Origin of the sequence: Synechococcus sp. CBW1108, from assembly GCF_015840335.1 — a bacterium.
Taxonomy (GTDB): domain Bacteria; phylum Cyanobacteriota; class Cyanobacteriia; order PCC-6307; family Cyanobiaceae; genus Cyanobium_A.
In genome coordinates this window covers 2266936-2289260 of the sequence record NZ_CP060395.1, presented here as the reverse complement: position 1 = coordinate 2289260, position 22325 = coordinate 2266936, and the positions used below count along the sequence as shown (strand labels likewise).

Annotated in this window: 20 protein-coding genes; 13 read left to right on the top strand and 7 right to left on the bottom strand. The window is 66.5% G+C overall.

Annotated features, from left to right (window positions below; genetic code table 11):
- The first annotated feature begins 6 nt into the window (after positions 1-6).
- The 3 genes from ctaD to H8F27_RS12430 all read left to right on the top strand — a co-directional run bounded on the left by ctaD (position 7) and on the right by H8F27_RS12430 (position 2734).
- On the top strand, positions 7-1629 hold the full coding sequence (gene ctaD, locus H8F27_RS12440) for a cytochrome c oxidase subunit I (RefSeq protein ID WP_197148389.1): 1623 nt from the start codon (positions 7-9) through the stop codon (positions 1627-1629).
- On the top strand, positions 1626-2237 hold the full coding sequence (locus H8F27_RS12435; protein ID WP_197148386.1) for a cytochrome c oxidase subunit 3: 612 nt from the start codon (positions 1626-1628) through the stop codon (positions 2235-2237). Before ctaD ends, H8F27_RS12435 begins: the two co-directional genes overlap by 4 nt.
- Before the next feature lie 137 nt (positions 2238-2374).
- The gene (locus H8F27_RS12430; RefSeq protein ID WP_197153552.1) at positions 2375-2734 is read left to right on the top strand and encodes an AbrB family transcriptional regulator; all 360 of its coding nucleotides are present in this window, start codon (positions 2375-2377) and stop codon (positions 2732-2734) included.
- A 16-nt stretch (positions 2735-2750) separates the two neighbouring features.
- Here the strand turns inward: H8F27_RS12430 and H8F27_RS12425 are convergent, their stop codons facing one another.
- Positions 2751-3257 carry an HdeD family acid-resistance protein gene (locus H8F27_RS12425; protein WP_231596673.1) on the bottom strand — a complete coding sequence of 169 codons (507 nt, stop codon included), beginning with the start codon at positions 3255-3257 and terminating at the stop codon, positions 2751-2753.
- A 109-nt stretch (positions 3258-3366) separates the two neighbouring features.
- Positions 3367-4065 (bottom strand): riboflavin synthase, encoded by a 699-nt coding sequence (locus H8F27_RS12420; RefSeq protein ID WP_197148382.1) that lies wholly within the window; start codon positions 4063-4065, stop codon positions 3367-3369.
- Positions 4066-4127: 62 nt separating this feature from the next.
- On the opposite strand from H8F27_RS12420, the gene H8F27_RS12415 reads away from it, so the two are divergent.
- Together H8F27_RS12415 and H8F27_RS12410 are read left to right on the top strand one after the other, a co-directional pair.
- A complete protein-coding gene (locus H8F27_RS12415) occupies positions 4128-4772 on the top strand; it encodes a bifunctional nuclease family protein (RefSeq protein WP_197148380.1) in 645 nt (214 codons plus the stop codon).
- 30 nt (positions 4773-4802) lie between these two features.
- The gene (locus tag H8F27_RS12410) at positions 4803-5999 is read left to right on the top strand and encodes an aldo/keto reductase (RefSeq protein ID WP_370594413.1); all 1197 of its coding nucleotides are present in this window, start codon (positions 4803-4805) and stop codon (positions 5997-5999) included.
- A 180-nt stretch (positions 6000-6179) separates the two neighbouring features.
- Here H8F27_RS12410 and H8F27_RS12405 read toward each other — a convergent pair whose 3' ends face one another.
- From H8F27_RS12405 to topA, 5 genes are read right to left on the bottom strand one after another with little or no spacing between them, the layout of a single operon-like run.
- Positions 6180-7199 (bottom strand): twin-arginine translocation pathway signal, encoded by a 1020-nt coding sequence (locus H8F27_RS12405; RefSeq protein WP_197148378.1) that lies wholly within the window; start codon positions 7197-7199, stop codon positions 6180-6182.
- 10 nt (positions 7200-7209) lie between these two features.
- Positions 7210-8325: a nicotinate-nucleotide--dimethylbenzimidazole phosphoribosyltransferase gene (locus H8F27_RS12400; RefSeq protein WP_231596256.1), complete on the bottom strand. Its 1116-nt coding sequence runs from the start codon at positions 8323-8325 to the stop codon at positions 7210-7212.
- An 8-nt stretch (positions 8326-8333) separates the two neighbouring features.
- Positions 8334-8987 carry a DUF2232 domain-containing protein gene (locus H8F27_RS12395; protein ID WP_197148376.1) on the bottom strand — a complete coding sequence of 218 codons (654 nt, stop codon included), beginning with the start codon at positions 8985-8987 and terminating at the stop codon, positions 8334-8336.
- Entirely contained in the window at positions 8987-9460 is a 474-nt protein-coding gene (locus tag H8F27_RS12390) for a hypothetical protein (RefSeq protein WP_197148374.1), read from the bottom strand. The genes H8F27_RS12395 and H8F27_RS12390 overlap by 1 nt, the downstream gene beginning before the upstream one ends.
- Positions 9460-12207, bottom strand: coding sequence for a type I DNA topoisomerase (topA, locus tag H8F27_RS12385; RefSeq protein ID WP_197153549.1), 2748 nt, complete (start codon positions 12205-12207; stop codon positions 9460-9462). The genes H8F27_RS12390 and topA overlap by 1 nt, the downstream gene beginning before the upstream one ends.
- A gap of 110 nt (positions 12208-12317) precedes the next feature.
- Between topA and H8F27_RS12380 the strand changes: the two genes are divergently transcribed.
- The 8 genes from H8F27_RS12380 to H8F27_RS12350 all read left to right on the top strand — a co-directional run bounded on the left by H8F27_RS12380 (position 12318) and on the right by H8F27_RS12350 (position 22305).
- Positions 12318-13877 (top strand): NAD(P)H-quinone oxidoreductase subunit N, encoded by a 1560-nt coding sequence (locus tag H8F27_RS12380; protein ID WP_231596255.1) that lies wholly within the window; start codon positions 12318-12320, stop codon positions 13875-13877.
- Positions 13878-13882: 5 nt separating this feature from the next.
- Positions 13883-14557, top strand: a complete 675-nt coding sequence (locus tag H8F27_RS12375; RefSeq protein WP_197148372.1) for an ABC transporter ATP-binding protein — start codon at positions 13883-13885, stop codon at positions 14555-14557.
- Positions 14558-14563: 6 nt separating this feature from the next.
- Positions 14564-15271, top strand: a complete 708-nt coding sequence (locus H8F27_RS12370; RefSeq protein WP_197148371.1) for a peptidylprolyl isomerase — start codon at positions 14564-14566, stop codon at positions 15269-15271.
- A gap of 109 nt (positions 15272-15380) precedes the next feature.
- The gene (locus tag H8F27_RS17675) at positions 15381-15911 is read left to right on the top strand and encodes a Crp/Fnr family transcriptional regulator (protein ID WP_231596254.1); all 531 of its coding nucleotides are present in this window, start codon (positions 15381-15383) and stop codon (positions 15909-15911) included.
- Positions 15889-18378 (top strand): peptidase domain-containing ABC transporter, encoded by a 2490-nt coding sequence (locus tag H8F27_RS12365; RefSeq protein ID WP_231596253.1) that lies wholly within the window; start codon positions 15889-15891, stop codon positions 18376-18378. Before H8F27_RS17675 ends, H8F27_RS12365 begins: the two co-directional genes overlap by 23 nt.
- Positions 18375-19520: an HlyD family efflux transporter periplasmic adaptor subunit gene (locus tag H8F27_RS12360; RefSeq protein WP_197148369.1), complete on the top strand. Its 1146-nt coding sequence runs from the start codon at positions 18375-18377 to the stop codon at positions 19518-19520. The genes H8F27_RS12365 and H8F27_RS12360 overlap by 4 nt, the downstream gene beginning before the upstream one ends.
- A 5-nt stretch (positions 19521-19525) precedes the next feature.
- Positions 19526-19813 (top strand): hypothetical protein, encoded by a 288-nt coding sequence (locus tag H8F27_RS12355; RefSeq protein ID WP_197148367.1) that lies wholly within the window; start codon positions 19526-19528, stop codon positions 19811-19813.
- Positions 19792-22305: an adenylate/guanylate cyclase domain-containing protein gene (locus H8F27_RS12350; RefSeq protein WP_197148365.1), complete on the top strand. Its 2514-nt coding sequence runs from the start codon at positions 19792-19794 to the stop codon at positions 22303-22305. Before H8F27_RS12355 ends, H8F27_RS12350 begins: the two co-directional genes overlap by 22 nt.
- Positions 22306-22325: the final 20 nt, after the last annotated feature.

The following is a 22325-nucleotide window of genomic DNA, read 5'->3' as shown; positions in this document are numbered from 1 at the left end:
ATAGCCATGACCCTTGCCAATCCAAGTGATTTCAATGGCAGCCTGCAGCCCCAGGGCTGGCTCAAGTATTTCAGTTTCAGCCTCGACCACAAGGTGATTGGTCTGCAATATCTGGTTTGCGGCTTCATCTTCTACCTGATCGGCGGGGCCCTGGCCGGTGTGATCCGCACCGAACTGGCCAGCCCTATCTCCGATTTCGTCAGCCGCGAAACCTACAACGAAGTTCTCACCCTGCACGGCACGGTGATGATTTTCCTCTGGATCGTGCCGGTGGTTAACGGGGCCTTCGGTAACTACCTGATCCCCTTCTACGTGGGCGCCCGGGACATGGCCTTCCCCCGGCTCAATGCGGTGGCTTTCTGGCTGATTCCCCCCGCCGGGATTCTGTTGATCAGTAGTTACTTCATTGCCGGGGCAGCAGCCCAGTCTGGCTGGACCGCCTATCCACCCCTGAGCCTCACCACCCCGGCGGCGGGTCAGGTGGTGTGGATCCTGAGTGTGCTGCTGCTTGGCGGCAGTTCCATATTTGGCGGCATCAACTTCATCGCTACCGTGCTCAAGTTGCGTAGGCCAGGTCTGAAACTGATGCAGCTGCCCATGTACTGCTGGGCCATGCTTGGCACCAGCATCCTGGTGGTGCTCTCAACGCCAGTGCTTGCCGGCACATTGATCCTGCTGAGCTTTGACATCATTGCCCACACAGGCTTCTTCAACCCGGCCCTAGGCGGCAACGTGGTGGTTTATCAGCACCTGTTCTGGTTCTACTCCCACCCGGCGGTCTACATCATGGTGCTGCCAGCCTTCGGCTTGGTGAGTGAGATCTTGCCGGTGCATGCCCGCAAACCGCTATTTGGTTACACCACGATGGTGTATTCGATCATGGCGATTGTCTTCCTGGGCTTGATCGTTTGGGCCCACCACATGTTCACCAGCGGCACTCCCCCCTGGATGCGCCTTTTCTTCACGATCGCCACCTCCTTCATTGCCGTGCCGACCGGCATCAAATTCTTCAACTGGCTTGCCACCCTTTGGGGGGGCAAGATCGCCTTGAACTCGGCAATGCTGTTTTCCTGCGCCTTCATCGTCAATTTTGTCTTTGGTGGTATCACCGGCGTAGCCCTGGCCCAGGTGCCCTTCGACATTCACGTGCATGACACTTACTTCGTGGTGGGCCATTTCCACTACATCGTCTATGGCGGCACCGTGTTCGTCATCTTCGGGTCCCTCTACCACTGGTATCCCAAATTCACCGGCCGCATGCTCAACGAAGATCTGGGCCGGCTCCACTTCCTGCTCACCTTTATCGGTTTCAATCTCTGCTTTGCCCCCCAGCACTGGCTTGGCCTCAACGGCATGCCGCGTCGGGTGGCCGAGTACGACCCGGCCTTCACCACCCTCAACCAGATCAGCAGCGTGGGTGCCCTGTTGATGGCCATCAGCACCCTGCCCCTGCTGATCAACGTCGTGCTCACTGCGATCAACGGCAAAGTGGCAGGCGATAACCCCTGGAACGCCCTTACCCCGGAATGGCTGACCAGCTCGCCGCCGCCGGTTGAAAACTGGCTCGGAGAGGCTCCCCTGGTAACCGAACCCTACGGCTACGGCCAAAAGCAAGAGGTCACCCCATGACCAGCACCGCCCCCCTTCAGGACACCAGCACCAGCCTCCATGGCGACACCCCGGTCGTAGCTGGGGGCCACGGCGATTTCCGCCTGTTTGGCCTGGCCACCTTCCTAGTGGCCGACGGCATGACCTTCGCCGGCTTCTTCGCCGCCTATCTCACTTTCCGGGCCGTGAATCCCCTGCCGGAAGGGGGCAATTACGAACTCGAGCTGCTGCTCCCCACGATCAATACCGTGGTGCTGATCATCAGCAGCTTCACCTTCCACCGGGCCGGCAAGGAATGTAGGGGCGGCAACCTAGGCGCAAGCCGGCTTTGGCTGGCCATCACCGCAGCTCTGGGTGCGGCATTTCTCGCCGGCCAGATGGTGGAGTATTTCAGCCTGCCCTTCAGCCTCACCGACAACCTATTTGCCAGCACCTTCTACGCCCTGACCGGCTTCCACGGCCTTCACGTGACCCTCGGTGTGATCTGTATCACCATCGTGGCCCTGCAGACCAGGGCAGGGGGACGGATCAGCGCCAGTGACCATTTCGGCCTGGAAGCGGCCGAACTTTATTGGCACTTCGTCGATGGGATCTGGGTGGTCCTCTACGGGATTCTGTATCTGCTTTAACAGGATTGCCTGAGCCGATGGTCTTAACACCCTGGCATTAATGGCCATATCCGGCTTAAGTAGACAGAATCATCCCTAGAAACAACCCAGGGCGAGAGTTATCCATGGTGTCAAGGCCAGGAGACAGTCCATTGGAAATGCTGGCGGGCCAGGCCCTGCTGGATCGGGCCCGGGCCCTTAGCAACCAGCCGGAAGATCAGATCGCCCGGGCCTGCGGCTACGTGGGGCCCAGTGGTCGGGTGATGAAAAAGAGCTTTTACCGAGCCCTAGTGGCCGCCAAGGGCTACCAGCTACCCGATGCCCCCAGCGGCGGCGGCCGTGGCACGGGCCAGGGCAAGGGCCGCCAGGCCGAATTCCGAACCCGGGTGCATGGCAACGGCAACCTGCTGATCGGTCATGCCTATACCCGCCGGCTGGGGCTGGAGCCCGGCAAGGAATTCCGGATCGAAATTCACCCGGAAAACGGCTCAATTTCCCTCTCACCCCTGGAGGAATGAGCCTCCAGGGGGGCCTTCAGTCGTCTCTGTGGAAACTGGCGCTGAAGGCCAGCAGGTCAAAGCCACTGAACAGGAAACTGATTCCCACCAGCACCCCGAGCACCCAGAGCAATCCCCAGCCCTGCATGCTGACAATCAGCACGCCGAGCACCAGGGTGACGATGCCGTTGAGCAGGCCCCAGCCCCAGCCCATCACCTCCATATGGCCGAGGGAGACCAGCATCGACACGATCCCCTCCAGGATGAAAACGATGCCGATGGCGAAGGCCAGGCTGGCCACCACCACCCCACCCTCAAGTGGGCCGCCACGAAACTGCTGAATCATCCAGGCCCCGATCACCACAAAGAGGGTGGAGATCACCAGCCGGGAGAAGCAATACCAGCGGCCCAGCTGGCGGGAGCGGGCCAGATTGCTGATCCAGCCAACGATCCCTCCCACCAGAAAGCCAATCGCCACGATTACGGCGATCCAGGCCGAGGCCAGCACCGGGAAGATCAGGGCCAGCACCCCCAGCACCAGCATCAGTACCCCTTCAAACAGGGTGAAGGCCTTGAGGCCAGCACCATTGGGAGAAAGCAAACTTGAGCCCATAGCGCTTTGAGCGTCCACTGCCCAACCGTAGACAGGGCATTCAGATCCAGCCGTGATCTGCCAGCCAGGACGCATTTAACGAACTGTCCATCCCCTGGTGGGCGGGGTCGCTGGATGGCCCCCGAGCCATAAGCAGCCGCTCGGTGTATTTGGCAAGCAGATCGGCCTCCAGATTGACCCCATCGCCCACCGCCAGCTGGCCCAGGGTGGTGGTGAGCCAGGTATGGGGGATGACAGCGATCCAGAAACCAACCCCATCGCTATCGCAGCCAGCCACCGTGAGACTCACCCCGTCCACCGCCACGCTGGCTTTATTGCAGATGTAGCGGCCGTAGGCGGGGTCGCTCCAGGCCAACTCCAGGCGCCAGGAGGCCGGCTGCTGCTCGAGGGCCCGCACTACCCCAAGCCCGTCCACATGGCCGCTCACCAGGTGGCCGCCGAGGCGATCGGCCAGTCGCAGGGCTGGCTCCAGGTTCACCGCCCCACCCCGATCGGCCTTGGCGGCCAGGGTGGTGCGGCCGAGGGTCTCTTCGCTGACATCGGCGCGGAAGCCATCGACAAGCCGCTGGGCCACCGTGAGGCACACCCCATCGACAGCCACACTGTCCCCCAGAGCAAGGCTGTCCCCGAGAGGGAGGCTGTCTCCAAAGGCTGGGCTCTCCGCCTGCCGCCAGTGCACCTCTACCCCCCGCGGGCAGCGGTGAATCACGCCCAAGGCCTGCACCAGTCCGGTGAACATGGGTGATCCAGCCCGGGAGGAACCAATCTGGTCATAATCGTTCAGCGGGTTCTGGGGGGGAAATGATCGAAATGCACGTTGCTGGAATCGGCCTGGATGCGGCCAGCCGCAGCCCGATCGTGCTGCTACGGGATTCCTCCGGCCGGCGCCAGGTGCCGATCTGGATCGACCAGGCCCAGGCCCAGAACATCCTGGCCGGACTCCGTGACGAAGCCCCCTCCCGACCCCTCAGCCACGACCTGATGGTTTCCCTGCTGGAGGCAGGCGGGCTGAGGCTTGACCGGGTGATCATCCACACGATCGAAGCCAGCACCTTTCGGGCCGTGCTCAAACTCAGCCAAGCGGCGGGCGATGGGCCTGCCGAAGCCAGCGCTGGGGAGGCTGGGGCCGGCGAGGCCAAAGCAGCGGCCAAACCAACGGCCAAAGGAGCGACCAGGCTGGAACTGGATGCCCGTCCCAGCGACGCCATCGCCCTGGCCCTGCGCACCGGCAGCAGCATCTGGATGCTGGAGGAGGTGGTGGCCGACGCCTCAATTCCGGTGGATGCCGAAGCCGACGCCGAAGACCAGGACAACTTCCGCCGCTTCCTCGACAGCACCAGCCCCGCCGACCTGGTGCGCCACCTCAAACAATCCCACCCGGAGGGCGAGCAAGGCGGGGAGGAACCAGGCAGTGAGGAACCAGGCAGCGACACTCCGGCCCCATGAGGCTGGAGAGCGCAGCGGGAGCTTGTATGGATGGAAAACCTGCCTGAAAACTCTGGCCTGCGCCCCTTCGGCCCCGCACCGGCAACGGCGGTGTCGCCATTCACCCTGGGCACCATGCGGGCCCTGGACAGCCCCTCCCAGATGGAGTCGGTGCTGCGCTCAGCCATGGCCGCGGGCATCAACCACCTCGATACGGCCCCCGGCTACGGCCCAGCCGAAATCTTCCTGGGCCTGGCCCTGGCGGCCCTGCAGCGGGACAGCCTGGCGCCCCCAGGCGGCTGGCGAATCACCAGCAAGGTGCTGCCCGGCTGCGATCTCGCCCACGGCCAGGAGCAACTGCGGGCGATCCTCGAGCGCCTGGGCGTTGCCCAGCTCACCAACCTGGCGGTGCATGGCCTCAACCTTGCTGAGCACCTGGAATGGGCGCTGCACGGGCCTGGCGCCGAGTTGCTGGAGTGGGCCCTCGGCGAAGGGTTGGTGACCCAGGTGGGCTTCAGCAGCCATGGCAAACCCGAGCTGATCGAGGCCGCCCTGGCCAGCGGTCGCTTCCGTTTCTGCAGCCTGCACCTGCATCTGTTTGACCAGACCCGCTTGCCCCTGGCCCGCGCCGCCCTCGCGGGCGGACTGGGCGTGCAGGCCATCTCACCGGCCGACAAGGGCGGCCGCCTCTATGACCCTCCGGCCGAACTGGTGGCCGACTGCGCCCCGTTCCACCCCCTGGAGCTGGCCTACCGCTTCCTGCTCGATCAGGGGATCTCCACCCTGAGCCTGGGGGCCGAACAGCCCGGCGATCTGGCCTGGGCCGCCGCCCTTGCCGGGCCCTCGGCGCCCAGGGGGGGATCGGGCCAATCCAGCCCGGACGAAGGCTGGCTCAACCCCGAGCAGCGCGCCGCCCTACTGCGCCTGGAGGCCGCCGGCCGGGAGCGCCTGGGGACGGAGCGCTGCGGCCAGTGCCGCGCCTGCCTGCCCTGCCCCAATGGCGTGCCGATCCCCGAACTGCTGCGCCTGCGCAACCTGGCCGTGGGCCACGGCATGGAGACCTTTGCCCAGGAGCGCTACAACCTGATCGGCCGCGCCGGCCACTGGTGGGAGGATCTCAACGCCGAGGCCTGCCAAGCCTGCGGCGCCTGCCTGCCCCGCTGTCCGCTGGAGCTGCCGATCCCCGCGCTGCTGGCCGACACCCACCGGCGCCTGAGCGCTGCCCCCCGCCGCCGGCTCTGGGGCTAGAGCTTGGTGGGGGGGCTTGGTGGGTGGGGCTTGATGGGGCATTGTCTTGCCGGAGAGCGCTGGCTGGGGATCGATCGCTGCGATGGGTTCCTTGTTCAGTACAGACTGTTCGGAAAGCTGACAGTTTCCCGGGCGAACAGTTGCCCGCGACGACAGGGCCCCACAGCCGAATGCCTGGGCTCAGGGCCGGGGGGCGGCGGCATCCCAGAGGTTCTGCTGGGCCAGTTGTTCGGGCAGGCTCAGCGGCGGCAGGCTCCAGCAGCGGCCCAGGAGGGCATCTCCCGGCAGCAGCAAGGCCGCCATCGACGCGGGGAAACGCCGGGCCACTGGCTCCAGCACCGCCTGGGGTAGAGGAGGCACCCAGCCCGTCGCCAGCAGGGGTTCCAGCAGCGGTGGCTCCAGGACCGCCCCGAGCCACTCCAGCGGAGGTGGAGTCGGCTCAAAGTCCTGGGGTGCGGCCGGTCGCAGCAGCAGTTGCCAGCTGAGGGGAGCGCCGCTGTCGGGCCAGATCACCGCTAGGCGCTGGTCACGGCGCAGCAGGGGGATGAGCCGCTGCAACGGCAGCACTGCAACCTCGGCGTTGCCGCTGAGCAACAGGTTGAGGCCGTCGCGGTCGTCGTAGGCCAGGGCCTGGGCCCGCAGCCGCTCCAGCTGGCCAAAGTCGCCCTTGACGATCTCCAAGCTGATGCGGGGGGCCGAGGGCAGCACCAGCCGGCCCCGCAGGCTGGGGTCGAGCAGCAGCGACCAGCCCTGCAGGCGCCGCGCCACCAGATCTGGCCGGCTGCGCAGGGCGATCACCCAGGGGCTGTAGGCCCAGGGGAAGGCCAGCTCACCGGAGCCGGCCGGGCCGAACAGCCCGGAAACGCCGGCGCTGAAGGGGGCCAGACGGGCCCAGAGCCGGGGCGCCCCAAAGGACTGCAGCCGCTCCCGGCCCAAACCACTGGCCCAGCCGTCGCTGAGGGAGACCAAACCAGGCCCCGGCCGGCCCGCCGCAAATCCGGCCCGTTGCACCGCCGCGGGATTCGCCAGGGCCCGGGCACGCCAGGGGCCAGGCAGCTGCTTCAGCCAGGCAGCCGGCAGCTCGCCCTCCACCTGCAACAGCTCGGGACCATCAGCGGGGCGGCAGGCGGCCAAAAGGCCGGCCGCCGCCCCCAATTGCAGCAGCTGGCGGCGGGAGAGCGATCCGAAGACAGGAGCCATGGCAGCGACCCTAGACACCGAGCTCGATCCGGCAAGCCCGGTCGCAGGCGGCCGCCAGGGCCGCCGGATCCCGACCGGCCAATTGCCACAGCAGGGCCAAGCCGCCAGCGCCTACGCCCTCCTTCACATAGCCGCGCTCGTAGTCGCGCAGGGCAGGGCTGGTGCAGCCGTGGAAGCGCAGGGCGGCCACCGCCAGCCGCGGCCGCACCTGCCAGAGCGCGCCAATGCGCTCCAGCAACAGGGCCAGATCACTGCCGGGCTCCTCGGCCACCCAGGCCGTGGTGGCCACCACCAGCCGCTGCGCCAGGGCCGGCCGGGCCGCCGCCGGCGCCAGGGCCAGGGCGAGGGCCAGCACCGCCGCCATCTGGCTGCCGCCGGCCAGCAGCACCGGCGCACCGCTCGCCGCAGCGGCGCCCACCAACCCAGCCGCCAGCGCCTGCATCGGATCGCCCACCGCCGCCAGGACCGCCAGGGGATCGGCACCAGCACCAGCCAGGCCGGCAGCGGCCAGCCCCCGCCGCACCAGGGCCGCCTTGAGGTCGTGGGCGGGCTGGCGCAAGCTGCCACTGACCAGGCCCCCAGCCCCAACTCCCAGGCCCTCCAGCACCGCCAGGGCCGTGCTGGTCCCGCCCGGCACACACTCGGCCAGCAACAGCGGCTCGGCCGGGTTCCAGTCCCGGCCCCAGTCGCGGCCGCGCTGCAGCAGGGCCGCCACCCGATTTGGATCCAGGGCCTGGCCGCTGCTGAGGCAGCGGGCGGGGCCGGCGCTTTCCAACGCGGGGAGGCGCAGGTGGGGCACGGCCGCAGCTATCGGGCAGCCCAGATCCACCACCCGGGTGCGCTCCAGCAAGCCCAGCTCCCGCAACACCACATGGCTGATCAGGGCTGGGCTCACCCCGGCCGGCAGCTGGGGCAGGGCGTGGCTCCGGCCGCTGCCAGGCCCCTGCAGCAGCAGCTCGGCATCGGCCGCCGCCGTGCCGAGTCTGGCCTCGGGGGTGGCGCCGGCGGCCGAGATCCCTGGCACCGCGGCCGTGTCGGTGGCGGCCAGCAGCACCAGGGTGCGGGTGGCCCGCCAGCACTCACGCCAGCGCTGCCGCCAGGCCCCGGTCCATGGGTCGGCGGCCACGGGCCCGCTCAGAGGGGATCGAGGGCCACCAGGGCCCGCAGGGATTCCGGCGGCTCGCTGATCGGCGCCTGCAGGCGCGCAAAGATCCAGTAGGCCACCACGTGCAGGACCAGCACCACAATCAGGTTTTGCACCCACACCAGGGCCAGCGCCCCCAGCTGCACCTGGGCCAGTTCAAGGCCAGTGGCCAGGCCCAGAGCCCCGGCAACCTTCTCCAACAGACCGGCGGCCGCGCTGGTGATCACCACCCAGAGGTTTTCACCGACCATCACCGACAACACCAGCACCCGCACCAGGAAGCCAGCCAAACCGATCAGGCTGCCGACGCTCCAGCTCAGCCACCAGCTGGCGCGCCGCCTCCAACACCAGCCCAGCCAGAGGGCCAGGGAGCCATAGGGAAAAATCACCAGGGGGCCCCGGATCGGGCCCATCAGGGCCACCAGCAGCAGGGCTGTCACCACCAGCCCCTCAACGGCACAGCGCCAGCCATGGCGCAATTGCAGCAGGGCCAGGGGCAGGGGCAGGGCCAGGCGAAACAGGGGGCTGCCAACCGGCAGGTAGTAGAGCGCCACCCAGAGCAGGGCAGTGGCGGCGGCCAGATAGGCGGTGTCCATCAACTGGCGCGCCTGGCGCCTGTTCAGCTGGCGGGAGGGATCCCCCATCAGCGCGGCGCCGGTGCGGGGCTGACCGTGGGCGCGGCGGCGGGAGCGGCGGGGGAACCGATCCGCTCGATCATCTCCACCTCAAAACGCAGTCCGGCCGCCCGCAGGGCTTCTGTCACCGCCTCGGCGGGGGCCGCCGGATCGGCCGCAGGCAGCTGGATCGTGATCCGGTAGGGGGCGGGCTTGCTGGGGGCGGGGTTGGTGGGAGAGGTGTTACTTGGAGAGGTGTTGCTGGGGGAGGGGGCCTGGGGCGCGGCTGGCCTGGCTTTGGGGTCTGGGCCTTTGCTGGCTGGAGTTTTCGTGGCCGTTGCCGGGGGAGGGGGCTTGGGGCTGGAGGGCGCAGGAGTGGGGGCTGGAGCTGGCGGCGCCGAAAAGCTGCCGGCCAACTGGTCCCCAAACGGCGTGCCGCTGCAGCCCGCCAGCAGCAGGAAGCCGGCCACCAGCACCAAGCTTCGGCGGCCGGCTGCTGCCATCAGCGATCGGCCGCCTTGATCACCCGCACGGCACTGGCCCGCAGCCGGCCGGTCTTGGTGGTGGTGGGGGCCTTCTTGGCGGCGGGTGTAGCGGCGGCAGGTTTCTTGGCCGCTGGCTTGCGGCCCTTGGGCTTGCCAGTAGCAGTTTTGCCAGAGGCAGCCTTACCAGAGGCAGCCTTACCAGAGGCAGCCTTGGCGGCCAGCAGCTCCACCGCCTGCTCCAGGCTGATGGTGTCAGCGGTGGTGCCCTCCGGCAGCGAAGCATTCAGCTTGCCCTGCTTCACATAGAGCCCGTAGGGGCCATCGAACAGCTGGATCGCCTCCTCGCCGCCCTCGGGGGTGCCGAGATCCTTGAGGGCCGTGCGGCCACCCCGGCCCTTTTTGGGCATGGCGAGCAGCTCGATGGCGCGGCTGAGGCCTACCAGCAGCACATCATCCTCAGCCTTGAGGGAGCGGTAGTCCTTCTCACCCTTGCCCTTGTGGTGCACCACGAAGGGCCCGAAGCGACCCAGCCCAGCCTCCAGCTTGCCCCCATCGGGGTGCTCCCCGAGGAGGCGCGGCAACCTCAGCAGGGCGATGGCGTCCTCCAGGCTGAGCTCCTCGGGCTTGGCCCCCTTGGGCAGGGAGGCCCGCTTCGGCTTGGGGTTGGCGTCACTCACCTGGCCCCGTTGCACGTAGGGGCCGTACTGGCCAAAGAGCAGATACACCTGCTCCCCGGTTTCCGGATCCTCGCCCAGGGTCTCGGGGCCATCGGCCTTCTGCTTGAGAATCAGCTCCGCCTTGTCGGCATCGAGATCGGCCGGGGTGATCTCCTGGGGCAGGGTGGCCTTGAGCAGCTCCTCGCTGCCGTCCTCTGCTACCCGCTTGGCTTCCAGGTAGGCGCCGAAGCGACCGATGCGCACCACGCAGGGGAGACCCTCGAGCTCCACCGTGCGTGACGCCCCCGGATCAATGTCGCCCTCCCGTTGGGCGACCTGGGTTTCCAGGCCATTTTCGCCCTTGTAGAAGCTCTCCAGGTAGGGCAGCCACTCCACCTTGCCGTGGGAGATCTCATCGAGGCTGTTCTCCATCCGGGCCGTGAAGCTGGTGTCCACCAGGTCCGGAAAATGCTCCTCCAGCAGGGCCGTGACGGCAAAGGCCGTGAAGCTGGGCATCAGGGCATTGTTCTGGAGGGTGGCGTAGCCGCGATCGACGATTGTGCCGATGATCGAGGCATAGGTGGAGGGCCTGCCGATGCCCTCCTTCTCGAGCATCTTCACCAGGGCCGCCTCGCTATAGCGGGCCGGCGGCTGGGTCTGGTGGCCCAGGGCTTCCACCTCCTTGCAGGCGGGGCTATCCCCCACCTTGAGGCTGGGCAGCAGCACCTCCTGGCCTTCGAGGGCAGCGTCGGGATCATCGGAACCCTCCACGTAGGCGCGAAAGAAACCGGCGAAATCAATCCGCTTGCCGGAGGCTCGGAAGCTGGCCAACCCCAGGGCGCCGCAATCCACCTGAAGCTCCACCGCCAGCATGGTGAGCCGGGCTTCGGCCATCTGGCTGGCCACGGTGCGCTTCCAGATCAGCTCATAGAGGGCCAGATCACGGCCATCGAGGCCGGTGGCAGCAGGATCTCGGAAGCTGTCGCCGGCGGGGCGGATCGCTTCGTGGGCCTCCTGGGCATTGCGGGCCTTGGTGGTGAACTGGCGCGCCGCCGGGCTCAGGTATTCCTTGCCGTATTTGGCAGCCACGCAGCTGCGGGCGGCATCGATGGCCTGGTCGCTGAGGTGCACCGAATCGGTGCGCATGTAGGTGATGAAGCCACGCTCGTAGAGCCCCTGGGCGGCTCGCATCGTTTCCCGGGCCGAGAGGCGCAGCTTGCGATTTGCCTCCTGCTGCAGGGTGCTGGTGGTGAAGGGGGCAACCGGTTTGCGCACGCTGGGCTTGGCCTCCACCTCGGCCACCCGCCAGGGGGCTTGCTGCACCGCCTGCTGGAGTTGGCGGGCCTCGGCCTCGGCCAGCAACCGCACCTTGCTGCCGGCCTTGAGGCCACCGGTGGTCTCATCGAAATCGCTACCACCGGCGATCTTGACGCCGCCCAGCTGGCTGAGCTTGGCCTCAAAGCCGCCGCCGGGCTGCTCCAGCCGGGCCTTGAGGTCCCAGTAGCTGCCGCTGCGGAAGGCCCGGCGGGCCCGCTCGCGCTGCACGAGCAGGCGCACCGCCACCGACTGAACCCGGCCGGCGCTCAACCCCCACGCCACCTTTTTCCAGAGCAGGGGCGAGAGGGTGTAGCCCACCAGCCGATCCAGGATCCGCCTGGTTTCCTGGGCGTGCACGAGCTCCATGTCGAGCTCGCGGGTTTGATTCAAAGCCCGGCCAATCGCCTCCTGGGTGATCTCGTGGAAAACCATCCGCTTCACCGGCACCTTGGGGCTGAGCAGCTGCAGCAGGTGCCAACTGATCGATTCTCCCTCCCGGTCTTCGTCCGTGGCCAGCAGCAGCCGGTCGGCACCCTTGAGGGCGTCCTTGAGCTCCTTGACCACCTTTTTTTTGTCCTTCGGCACCACGTAGAGGGGCTCGAAATTTCTGGCGGTGTTCACGCCCAGGTTTGCCCACTTCTCGCCCTTATGGGCCGCCGGAATCTCGCTGGCGTTATTGGGCAGGTCGCGGACATGGCCCATGGAGGCCTCCACCTTGAAGTCCTTCGGAAGGAAGCCGCGAATGGTGCGGGCCTTCGTTGGGCTTTCGACAATCACCAGGGTGTGACCCACAGACCAGCGCACAACCGCATACCTCTTTATCGCATCCACCGACCAGGTCCACCGCCCAGCACGGCTACAGTCCTGTTCGTCAAGGCTTCCAGCTCACCGCCAACACCCTGATGTCTCTGCTCGGCGCCCTCTCCACCGTGGCCGATGCGATCGGCAGTGGTGCCAGCACGGGGGGCTTGAATCTGCAGCTGAATGCCGGCGCCATCGCCCCCGAAGCGGCGGTGTTGATCGCCCTGCTCAGCTGCCTGCTGGTGGATCTGGCCGGCGAAAAGGCCGCCAGCCGCTGGGTGCCCCCGATCTGTTATGCGGGCCTGGGCAGCGCTCTGCTGCTGCTGGCCCTGCAGTGGAACAACCCAAACCTGCAGCCCGCCTTCGTGGGTTCCTTCCTGGCCGACAACCTGGCCATCGCCTTCCGGGCCGTGGTGGCTGCCTCGACCCTGATCTCCCTGCTGCTGAGCTGGCGCTACGTAGAGCGCAGCGGCACGCCGGTGGGGGAATACGCCGGGATCCTGCTGGCCGCCACCCTGGGGGCAATGTTCCTGTGCGGCGCCACCGACCTGGTGAGCATCTTCATATCGCTGGAAACCCTCTCGGTATCTAGCTACCTGCTGGCGGGCTACATGAAGCGCGATGCCCGCAGCTCCGAGGCCGCCCTCAAATACCTGCTGGTGGGCTCCGCCGCTGCGGCCGTTTTCCTCTACGGCGCCTCCCTGCTCTACGGCATCACCGGCGGCGGCACCGGCCTCGATGAGGTGGCCGTGGCCCTGCGCACCAGTGCCTCACCGGTAACGGCCCTGGCCCTGGTGTTTGTGCTGGCCACCGTCGCCTTCAAGATCGCCGCGGTGCCCTTCCACCAGTGGACTCCAGACGTGTATGAGGGCTCGCCTACCCCAGTGGTGGCATTCCTTTCGGTGGGCTCCAAGGCTGCCGGTTTTGCCCTGGCCCTGCGCATCCTGGTGGGCTGCTTTGAGAGTTTCGATGCCCAGTGGAAGCTGCTGTTCACCGTGCTGGCGGTGCTGAGCATGGTGCTGGGCAACGTGGTGGCCCTCGCCCAGACCTCGATGAAGCGGATGCTGGCCTACAGCTCGATCGGCCAGGCCGGCTTCGTGATGATCGGCCTGGTGTGCGGCACCGAAGACGGCTACGCCGCCATGGTGCTCTACATGGCGGCCTACCTGTTCATGAACCTGGGCGCCTTTGCCTGCATCATCCTCTTCTCCCTGCGCACCGGCTCCGACCGCATCGCTGACTACGCGGGTCTCTATCAAAAGGATCCCCTGATCACCCTGGGGCTGAGCCTCTGCCTGCTTTCCCTCGGCGGCATCCCGCCGATGCTGGGCTTCTTCGGCAAGATTTATTTATTTTTCGCCGGTTGGGCCGATCACCAATACCTGCTGGTGGTGGTGGGTCTGGTCACCTCGGTGGTGTCGATCTACTACTACATCTCGGTGATCAAGATGATGGTGGTCAAGGAGCCCCAGGAAGCCTCCGACGTGGTGAAGGCCTACCCGACCATCTCCTGGAGCGTAGCCGGCCTACCGGCCCTACGCACCGCCCTGGTGGGATGTGTGATTGTCACCGCGGTGGGCGGCATTCTCTCCAACCCCCTGTTCACCTGGGCCAGCCAGGCCGTCACCGGCACGCCCATGCTGGTGCAGGCGATCGGTTGAGCCCCATGAGCGCCCCCGTGGCACAGCTCGAGGCCGTAGACAAGGTTTACGGCACTGGCGACACGGCCGTCCACGCCCTCGACAAACTCGATCTCACCGTCAACCGGGGGGACTACCTGGCGGTGATGGGGGCCTCTGGCTCGGGCAAGAGCACCGCCATGAACATTCTGGGCTGCCTGGATCGGCCCAGTAGCGGCAGCTACCTGCTCAATGGCACCCCGGTGGAAGGGCTTAGCGATGACCAGCTGGCCGACCTGCGCAACCGGGATCTGGGCTTCGTGTTTCAGCAGTTCCACCTGCTGCCCCAGCTGAGCGCGCTCGAGAACGTGATGCTGCCGATGGTGTATGCCGGGGTGCCGGCCGCCGCGCGACGGGAGAGGGCCCAGGCGGCCCTGGAGCGGGTGGGGCTGGGCCAGCGGCTTTACAACAAGCCCAACCAGCTCTCCGGAGGCCAGCAGCAACGGGTGGCCATCGCCCGGGCGATCATCAACCAGCCGGCCCTGCTGCTGGCCGATGAACCCACCGGCGCCCTCGATTCCCACACCACCGCCGAGGTGCTGGACATCTTTGATGCCCTGCACCAGGGAGGCATGACAGTGGTGATGGTGACCCACGAAGACGATGTCGCCGCCCGGGCCGAAAAGATCGTGCGCTTCCGCGACGGCCACATCCTGGGCTGAAGGAAATTGGCGACCGACTGGTGCTCTGAGCTCAAAAACAGCGATCTGGCCCGCTGGGGACTGCTCGATCAGGTGGCCCGAGAGCGCTGCATCGATCGACTGCTGAGCAACCGGCCGCTGCCGGCCCCTGAGCTACTGCTGCAGATGCGCCAGGAACTTGAGCAGAAGCTGGGGCTGCTGGATCCGGAGCGGCGCAGCCAATGGCTTCAACAGCACGGCCTCAGCGAAGAGGCGCTGGACCGCATGGCAGCCCGCTCCTGGCAGTGGTTGGGGTGGTGCCGGGAGCGCTGGGGCAGCGGGCTGGAGACAATTTTTCTACGCCGCAAGGCCGAATTCGACCGGGTGAGCTACTCAATGCTGCGTCTACGAGATGCCGAATTGGCCGCCGAGCTCTACCAGCAGATCAAGGAGGGCGAGGCCCTGTTTTCCGACCTGGCGAGCACCTTCTCCGAGGGACCGGAAAAACACAGCGGCGGCCTGCTGGGGCCGGTGCCCCTCAGCCAGCCCCATCCGGCCCTGGCAAAGCTCCTGCAGGTGAGCAAGCCGGGGCAGCTCTGGCCGCCGAAAAGACATGAAGGCTGGTGGGTAATCGTGCGCTTGGAGAAGCTGCTGCCCGCCAGCCTGGATGCGGCCCTGCAGGAAACCCTGCTGCTGGAGGAGGGGGAGCGGGCCCTGCAGCGCCAGCTGCAACAGCTGGCGGCCCTGCAGAAATAATCAGCAATTGCTCAGGCTGAACCGCCCAAATCGGGGCGTTGCAGCCAAAATCCGCGTAAATGATCAACGTCTCCTCAAAGCCGCTAACTTTTCCCAAGGATGAGGGGCTTTGGATTTAGCAATTGCCCTGCGGGTTCTGGCCGGCTGGACGCCCTTCAACCAGCTGCAGCCAAAAGAGCAGGCCCGTCTGGCCGAAACCCTCCAGCCGCTGCAGTTGCGTCCTGGCCAGAAACTTTTTGAGCATGGCAGCCTGCCGCCGGGGGTTGCCTACGTGGTGAAGGGCCAGCTGCGGCTGCTGGCCCAGGACGAAAACGGCGAACCCTTCACGCTCAAGCGCATCGATCCGGGCTCCATGGTGGGCGAACGCAGCCTGCTGCGTGGCACGACTGCCCTGGCACTGCAGGCCGCCCTGCCCACCCAGCTGTGGTTACTGCCGGCAGACGCCTTTTTGGCGGCCATCGAAGAGCTGCCCAAGCCCTGCCCGCCGCTGGCCACCCCCAGCCTGGAGGAGCTCTACGCCGCGCTGGCCGCCAGCCCCCGGCCCAACCTGCCCCCCCCGCCAGGCCCTGCGGGACTGGGCCTCCAACCAACTGCAGGAGCACTTCGGCGACCAGCAGGTGCTGCTGCTGCCCCCAGGTAGCCACAGCCTCCAGGCCGGCGGTGGGGCCTGGCTGGTCAGCTCGGCCAACTTCGAGGGCCTGGAACCGGGCGCCGAGGTAACAGGCCCTGCGGAGCTGTTTGTGCGCGGCAAGCTGCCCGGCCGGCTGGTGGCCCAACCGCCGGGCTGGCCGCCCGATCGCCTACCGGCGGCCATGGTGGTGGACGGGGATCTGGCTCCCGATGCCGAGGTGCTGGAGCCGGAATGGGTGGAGAGCCCCGGCGCGATCGTGGCGGTGGAGCGGCAAACCGATTCGCTCGAGGATTGGTATGGCCGCCTCAGCGACGACGGCAGCTTCCCCCAGGCCCGCGGCGAGGGGCCGATCGATGAACCGATGGCCTGCCTGCGCATGCTGGCGCGGCACTTCGACCTGCCCTTCCGCAAGGACGTGTTGCGCCGGATCCTGGTGGCCCAACACCAGCATCAAGGCGATGCGGGCATCGCTTTGACCCAGCTAGCGGCCGTGTGCGACCTGATGGGCCTGCGGGCCTCGCTGCTGGAGGTGTCGGCGGCCCAGCTGCCGCGGCTGCCGCTGCCGGTGTTGGTGCTGCAGGAGGGCCACCCCCAGCTGCTCTGGGAGATCGGCGCCGGCGATGCCCTGGTGGGCGATCCCCGTGGCAAGCAGGAGTGGCGCGGCCTGGAGGCGTTCACCAGTTCCAACGGGGATGGAACGGTGGCGGTGTTGGCGGTGGAGCGCAGTGCCAGCTCGCCCACGGCCCGTTTTGGCCTGAGCTGGTTTTTGCCGGCGCTCCAACAGCACCGCAGGATTTTGATCCAGGTGCTGATCGCCAGCTTCTTTGTGCAGCTGTTTGGGCTGTTCAATCCGCTGCTGATCCAGCAGATCATCGATGCGGTGATCAGCCAGGGCAACCTCAGCAGCCTCAATGTGCTCGGCACCCTGCTGGTGGGCATGGCGATCGCCCAGGCGGTGCTGGGCGCCCTGCGCACCTATCTGTTCTCCGACACCACCAACCGAATCGACATCACCCTCGGCGCCACGATCATCGACCACCTGCTGCGCCTGCCCCTGGGCTATTTCGCCAGCCGGCCGGTGGGGGAGGTGAGCAGCCGCATCAACGAGCTGGAAAAGATCCGCCGCTTTCTCACCGGCACGGCGCTGACGGTGGTGCTGGACGCGGTGTTTGCCCTGATCTACATCGCCGTGATGTTGCTCTACAGCGTCAGCCTCACCTTCTGGAGCCTGGCGGTGGTGCCATTTTTCGTGGGGCTCACGGCGGCCACGGCGCCGATCATCCGCGCCCAGCTGCGCGACCAGGCCGAGGCCAATGCCCGGGTACAGAGCCACCTGGTGGAAACCCTCAGCGGCATGGAAACGGTGAAGGGCCAGGGGATGGAGCTGCACAGCCGCTGGCGCTGGCAGCAGCTCTACGGCGGCCAGATTCAGGCCGGCTTCCGCAACACCCTCACCAGCACTGCAGCCGGCTCGGCCAGCAAGTTTTTCGAGCAGCTCTCCGGCCTGCTGGTGTTGTGGGTGGGGGCTGGGTTGGTTCTCAAGGGGGAAATGACCCTGGGCCAGCTGATCGCTTTCCGCATCCTGGCCGGCTTTGTCACCAGCCCCCTGCTACGCCTGGCCACCCTCTGGCAGAACTTCCAGGAAACCGCCCTGTCGCTGGAGCGGCTCGCCGACATCATCGACCAGCCCGAGGAGATCGAAATCGCCGGCGAACAGCTGCCGCCCCTGCCGCCGCTGCAGGGGGGCATCAGCTACGAGGGCGTGAACTTCCGCTTTGGCAACCAGGGGCCCCTGCAGCTGGTGAATGTGGGCTTCGAAATCCCCGCCGGTGCCTTCATCGGCATCGTTGGCAGCAGTGGCAGCGGCAAGAGCACCCTGCTCAAGCTGCTCACCCGGCTCTACGACCCGCTTGAGGGCCGGATCCGCATCGATGGCTACGACATCAGCAAGGTGGATCTCTACTCCCTGCGGGCCCAGATCGGCGTGGTGCCCCAGGACAGCCTGCTGTTCGACGGCTCGGTGCTGGCCAACCTGTCGCTGACGCGCCCCGATGCCTCCTTTGAGGAGATCTGCCTGGCGGCCGAGGTGGCCTGTGCCCACGAGTTCATCCAGGCCATGCCAGCTGGCTACAGCAGCTCGGTGGGCGAGCGGGGGGCTGGCTTAAGTGGCGGCCAGCGCCAGCGGATCGCCATTGCCCGCATGGTGCTCAAGCAGCCGCGGTTGCTGATTCTCGATGAGGCCACCAGCGCCCTCGATGGGGAAACCGAGAAGCAGGTAACCCGCAACCTGATGGAGGCCTACCGGGGCCGCACGGTGCTGTTCATCACCCATCGGCTCGGAGCACTGCGTCACGCCGATCAGATCCTGGTGATGGATAAGGGCGCCCTGGTGGAGCAGGGCGCCCACGCTGAGCTGATGGCCCTGGGCGGCCGCTACGCCACGCTCTACAGCCAGCAGGAGGCGGCGCTTGTATGACCAACCTGGGCAAACGCAGCAAGGCCGCGCTGGTGGCCAGGCCCCTGGATTACCAGGAGGTACGTCTCAAAGCTGCACCGGTGTGGAGCCAGGCGGTGGTGTGGACGATCATCGGCACCGCCTCACTCGGGTTTATCTATGCGGTCACCGCCAAGATTGATGAGGTGGTGGTGGCCAACGGCACCATCCAGGCCTTGGGAGCAGCCCGGCCGATCATGAGCCCCGCCCCGGGGGTGGTGAGCCAGATCTTCGTCAAAGAGGGCCAGTCGGTGCGGGCTGGCGAACCGCTGCTGCGCTTTGATCCGGAAGTGAGCCAAACGCGGCGTAACACCCTGCAGCAACAGTTGCGGCTCGAGCGCCAGCGCTTCCAGGAGCAGGAGCGGGCTTTCAGGGCCCGCGAGCAGAGCCTGGGCTCACGCACCGAGAGCCTGGAGGGTTCGGTAGAAACCGAGCGGGTGATCCTCAGCCAGATCGAACCGCTGGCCCGGGAAGGTGGAATTCAGACTGTGCAGGTGCTGCAGCAGAAAAACAAGATCCAGCAACTGCGCTCGGAAATCGCCCAATCGGAAGCGAATTTGCGGGAGGTGCAGGCCGAACTGGTGAAGCTGCGCCAGGAATCGCTGCGTAATCTTTCCGACCTGGAGCGCCAGTTGGTGGAAGTGAACAAGGCCCGGGAATATGAGATGTTGCGCGCACCGCTGGCGGGGATGGTGTTCGAGCTCAAACCATCCAGCCCGGGCTATGCGGCCAGCGCCAACGAAACCCTGCTGAAGGTGGTGCCCAGCGGCACCTTGGAGGCGAAGGTGTTTCTCACCAACCGGGATGTGGGCTTTGCCCGCCCCGGCCAGGAAGCCCAGGTGCGGGTGGACGCCTTTCCCTTCACCCAATTTGGCTCCATCCCCGGCCGGCTAAAGGCGATCGGCACCGATTCGCTGCCGCCCGATCCAGAGAACCCCCTGCCACGCTTTCCGGCCTACGTGGCCCTCGATCGGCTCTACCTGGAGAACAACGGCACCCGCCACCAGGTGAGCTCCGGCCAAACCGTATCGGTGAATCTGGTGGTGCGCGAAAAACGGGTGATCACCCTGCTCACCGATGCGGTGCAGAAGGCGATCGACTCCCTGCGCCGCATCCGCTCCTAACCACCATGACCGCCACTCCCCGCCCCACTGCCGAACGCGTCTCCAGCTTTTTGCAGTGGTTTGAAAGCCTCCAGCCAGACGATCAGCACCACCTGATGGGCCTGGTTTACAGGGAGAAAAAGATCCGCGATGTGGTGCAGGCACTGGCCTCGATGGCCCAGGAGCAGCGCCAGGAGGTGTTCCAGCGGCTAGGCCTGCCCCAGGATGTGCTCTCCCGCATGCCACCTCCAGATCCAGCCGCGATCAGCGATGTAGTTGTGGAGTGGGAAGAATGGAAAGCTCCAGCCAGCTGAGCCCCGGCGGCCCAGTGCCCCGGCGAAGACGACGCAGCCCCCGCCTGCGGTGGCTGGAGAACCTGCGCGATCGCCTGCCCCAGCGCAGCAGCCTGCCCCAGTTGATGTTCGCCCCCTTTGCCGCCCAGCTGCTGCTGGCGATGGCGCTGGTGCTGGGATTGAGCTATCAGATGGCGGGGCGGATCATCACCCAGCTCACCAGTGAGCTGGGTGGCCAGATCGGCGAGCGGGTGCTGCAGGAGCTGAATGCCCAGCTCAGCGCCCCGCGCCAGGTGAACGCCATCAATGCCAGGTTGCTGGGCAGCGGCCTGATCAGCCCGGGGCGGGTGCTGGAGCTGGGGCCACTGCTGCAGACGGAGATGGAGCAGTTCCAGGGCCTGGGCTATGTGCAGCTGGCCCGCCCCGATGGCACCTACATCGCCCTGGAGCGCAACCAGCAAACCGACGAGCTGGAACTGAGCCGCCAGGGGCCGGGATCGGGCTTGCGCCCCATGATCACCGCCCGAGCAGGAGCCGATGGCCAGCCGGGAGAGGCGATCCGCAGCCAGAGCTTTGATGCCCGGCAGATGCTCTGGTATCAGAGAGCCGTGGGCAATCCGGAGGCAATCAGCGGTTTTTCCGTGCCCTTCGGTTCCACCAAAGCTCCCGCTGGCGTGGCCGGCGCCGACATCTGGCCGATCCAGATCACCCGCTTTCTGCAAAACCTCCAGATCGGCAAGGGGGCGGCGGTGCTGGTGGTGGACCAGCAGGGATTTGTGGTGGGCAGCTCCAGTGCCCAGAAGCTCTATGGGATCGAGGGTGGACGCCTGGTGCGCCAACGGGCCACCGAAGCCAGCGACCCGCTGGTTCGCGGCATGGCCCAGCTGGTGAAACCACGCTTTGGCCAGGAACTGGCGGAGCGCCGCAGCATCAATGGCAGCGCCAGCATGGTGGTGACGCGGATGTGGAACGACCCCTCCGGTATCCGCTGGCAGGTGGTGGTGGCCACGCCGGAAGATAACTACCTGGCAGCGGCGAAAAACACCCTCGCCACCAGCCTTGTGCTGGTGTTGATGAGCTTCGGGGTGGTGGTGCTGGTGAGCCGGTTCACGGCCAAGCTGGTGAGCTCACCACTGCAAAAGCTGGCCGGCGCCGCCGATGCGATGGCCAAAGGTGAGCTGGATCAACGGCTGAGCGGCAGCGCCATCGATGAGGTCAACGACCTCACCCTGTCGTTCAACGGCATGGCCGGCCAGCTGCGCCAGAGCTATGGCGATCTGGAGGCCTCCAAGAACTACCAGGAGTCGATCCTCGAAAGCATGCCCAGCGGCGTGATCACCTTCAGCGAGTCTGGGCTGGTGCGCACGGCCAACCAGGCGAGTTGCCGGATCCTCGGCTGCGAACTGGAGCAATTGGTTGACCGGCCCGCCACCGAGCTGTTTGGCGGCCCTAACGGCTGGCTGGCATTGCAACTGCAGGAGGTGCAGCACCGCGGCGAGAGCCGCCAGCTGCTGGATACGGAGCTGGCCCTCACTGAGGGCACCACATCTGTAAATATCACCCTGCAGCCGCTGCAGGACCCCCGCCTCGGCACGATCGGCGTGATCCTGATGCTCGAGGACATCAGCGAGGAGAAACGGATCAGGGGCACGATGGCCCGCTACATGGACCCCCTGATCGCCGAGCAGCTACTGCGCAGCGGCTCCGACACCCTTGGTGGTGTGGAGAGCATGGCCACGGTGTTGTTCAGCGATATCCGCAGCTTCACCAGCATCACCGAAGTGCTGGGCGCCCAGGGCACGGTGCGCTTCCTCAACGACTACTTCACCTTGATGGTGGATTGCCTGCAACGGGAAGGCGGCATGCTCGATAAGTTCATCGGCGACGCCGTGATGGCCGTGTTTGGGCTGCCGGTGGCGGGCGACAGCGACGAAGATCAGGCGATCCGCTCGGCGATCGCCATGCAGGAGGTGTTGGGGAACTTCAACAGCGAACGCCAGACGCGGGGGGAGCAGCCGATAGGGATCGGCATTGGGCTGCACACCGATGCGGTGGTGAGCGGCAATATCGGCTCCCCCAAGCGCATGAACTACACGGTGATCGGCGATGGCGTGAACCTGGCGGCGCGGCTGGAATCGGCCTGCAAGTTTTATGGCGCCAAACTGCTCGTGAGCGATGCCACCCTGCGGCGGGCCAAGGGCCGATATGTGAGCCGGGAAGCAGACCAGGTGGTGGTGAAGGGCAAGAGCGAGCCGGTGCTGGTGCATGAGCTGCTGGATTTCAGCACCGAAGCGAGCTTCCCCAACCGCGATGCGGTGTTCGCCCGCTATGGCACGGGGCTCCAGGCCTACCGCCAACAGCAGTGGGCAGAGGCGATGGGCGAGTTCCAGGCGGCACTGGCACTGCACCCGGGTGACCGGCTGAGTGCGCTCTACCTAGAGCGCTGCGAGCACCTGCAACAAAACAACCCCGGCCCGGACTGGAACGGGGTGTGGGTCATGGAGGGCAAATAGCCAGGGGCGCAAGTAGTCGG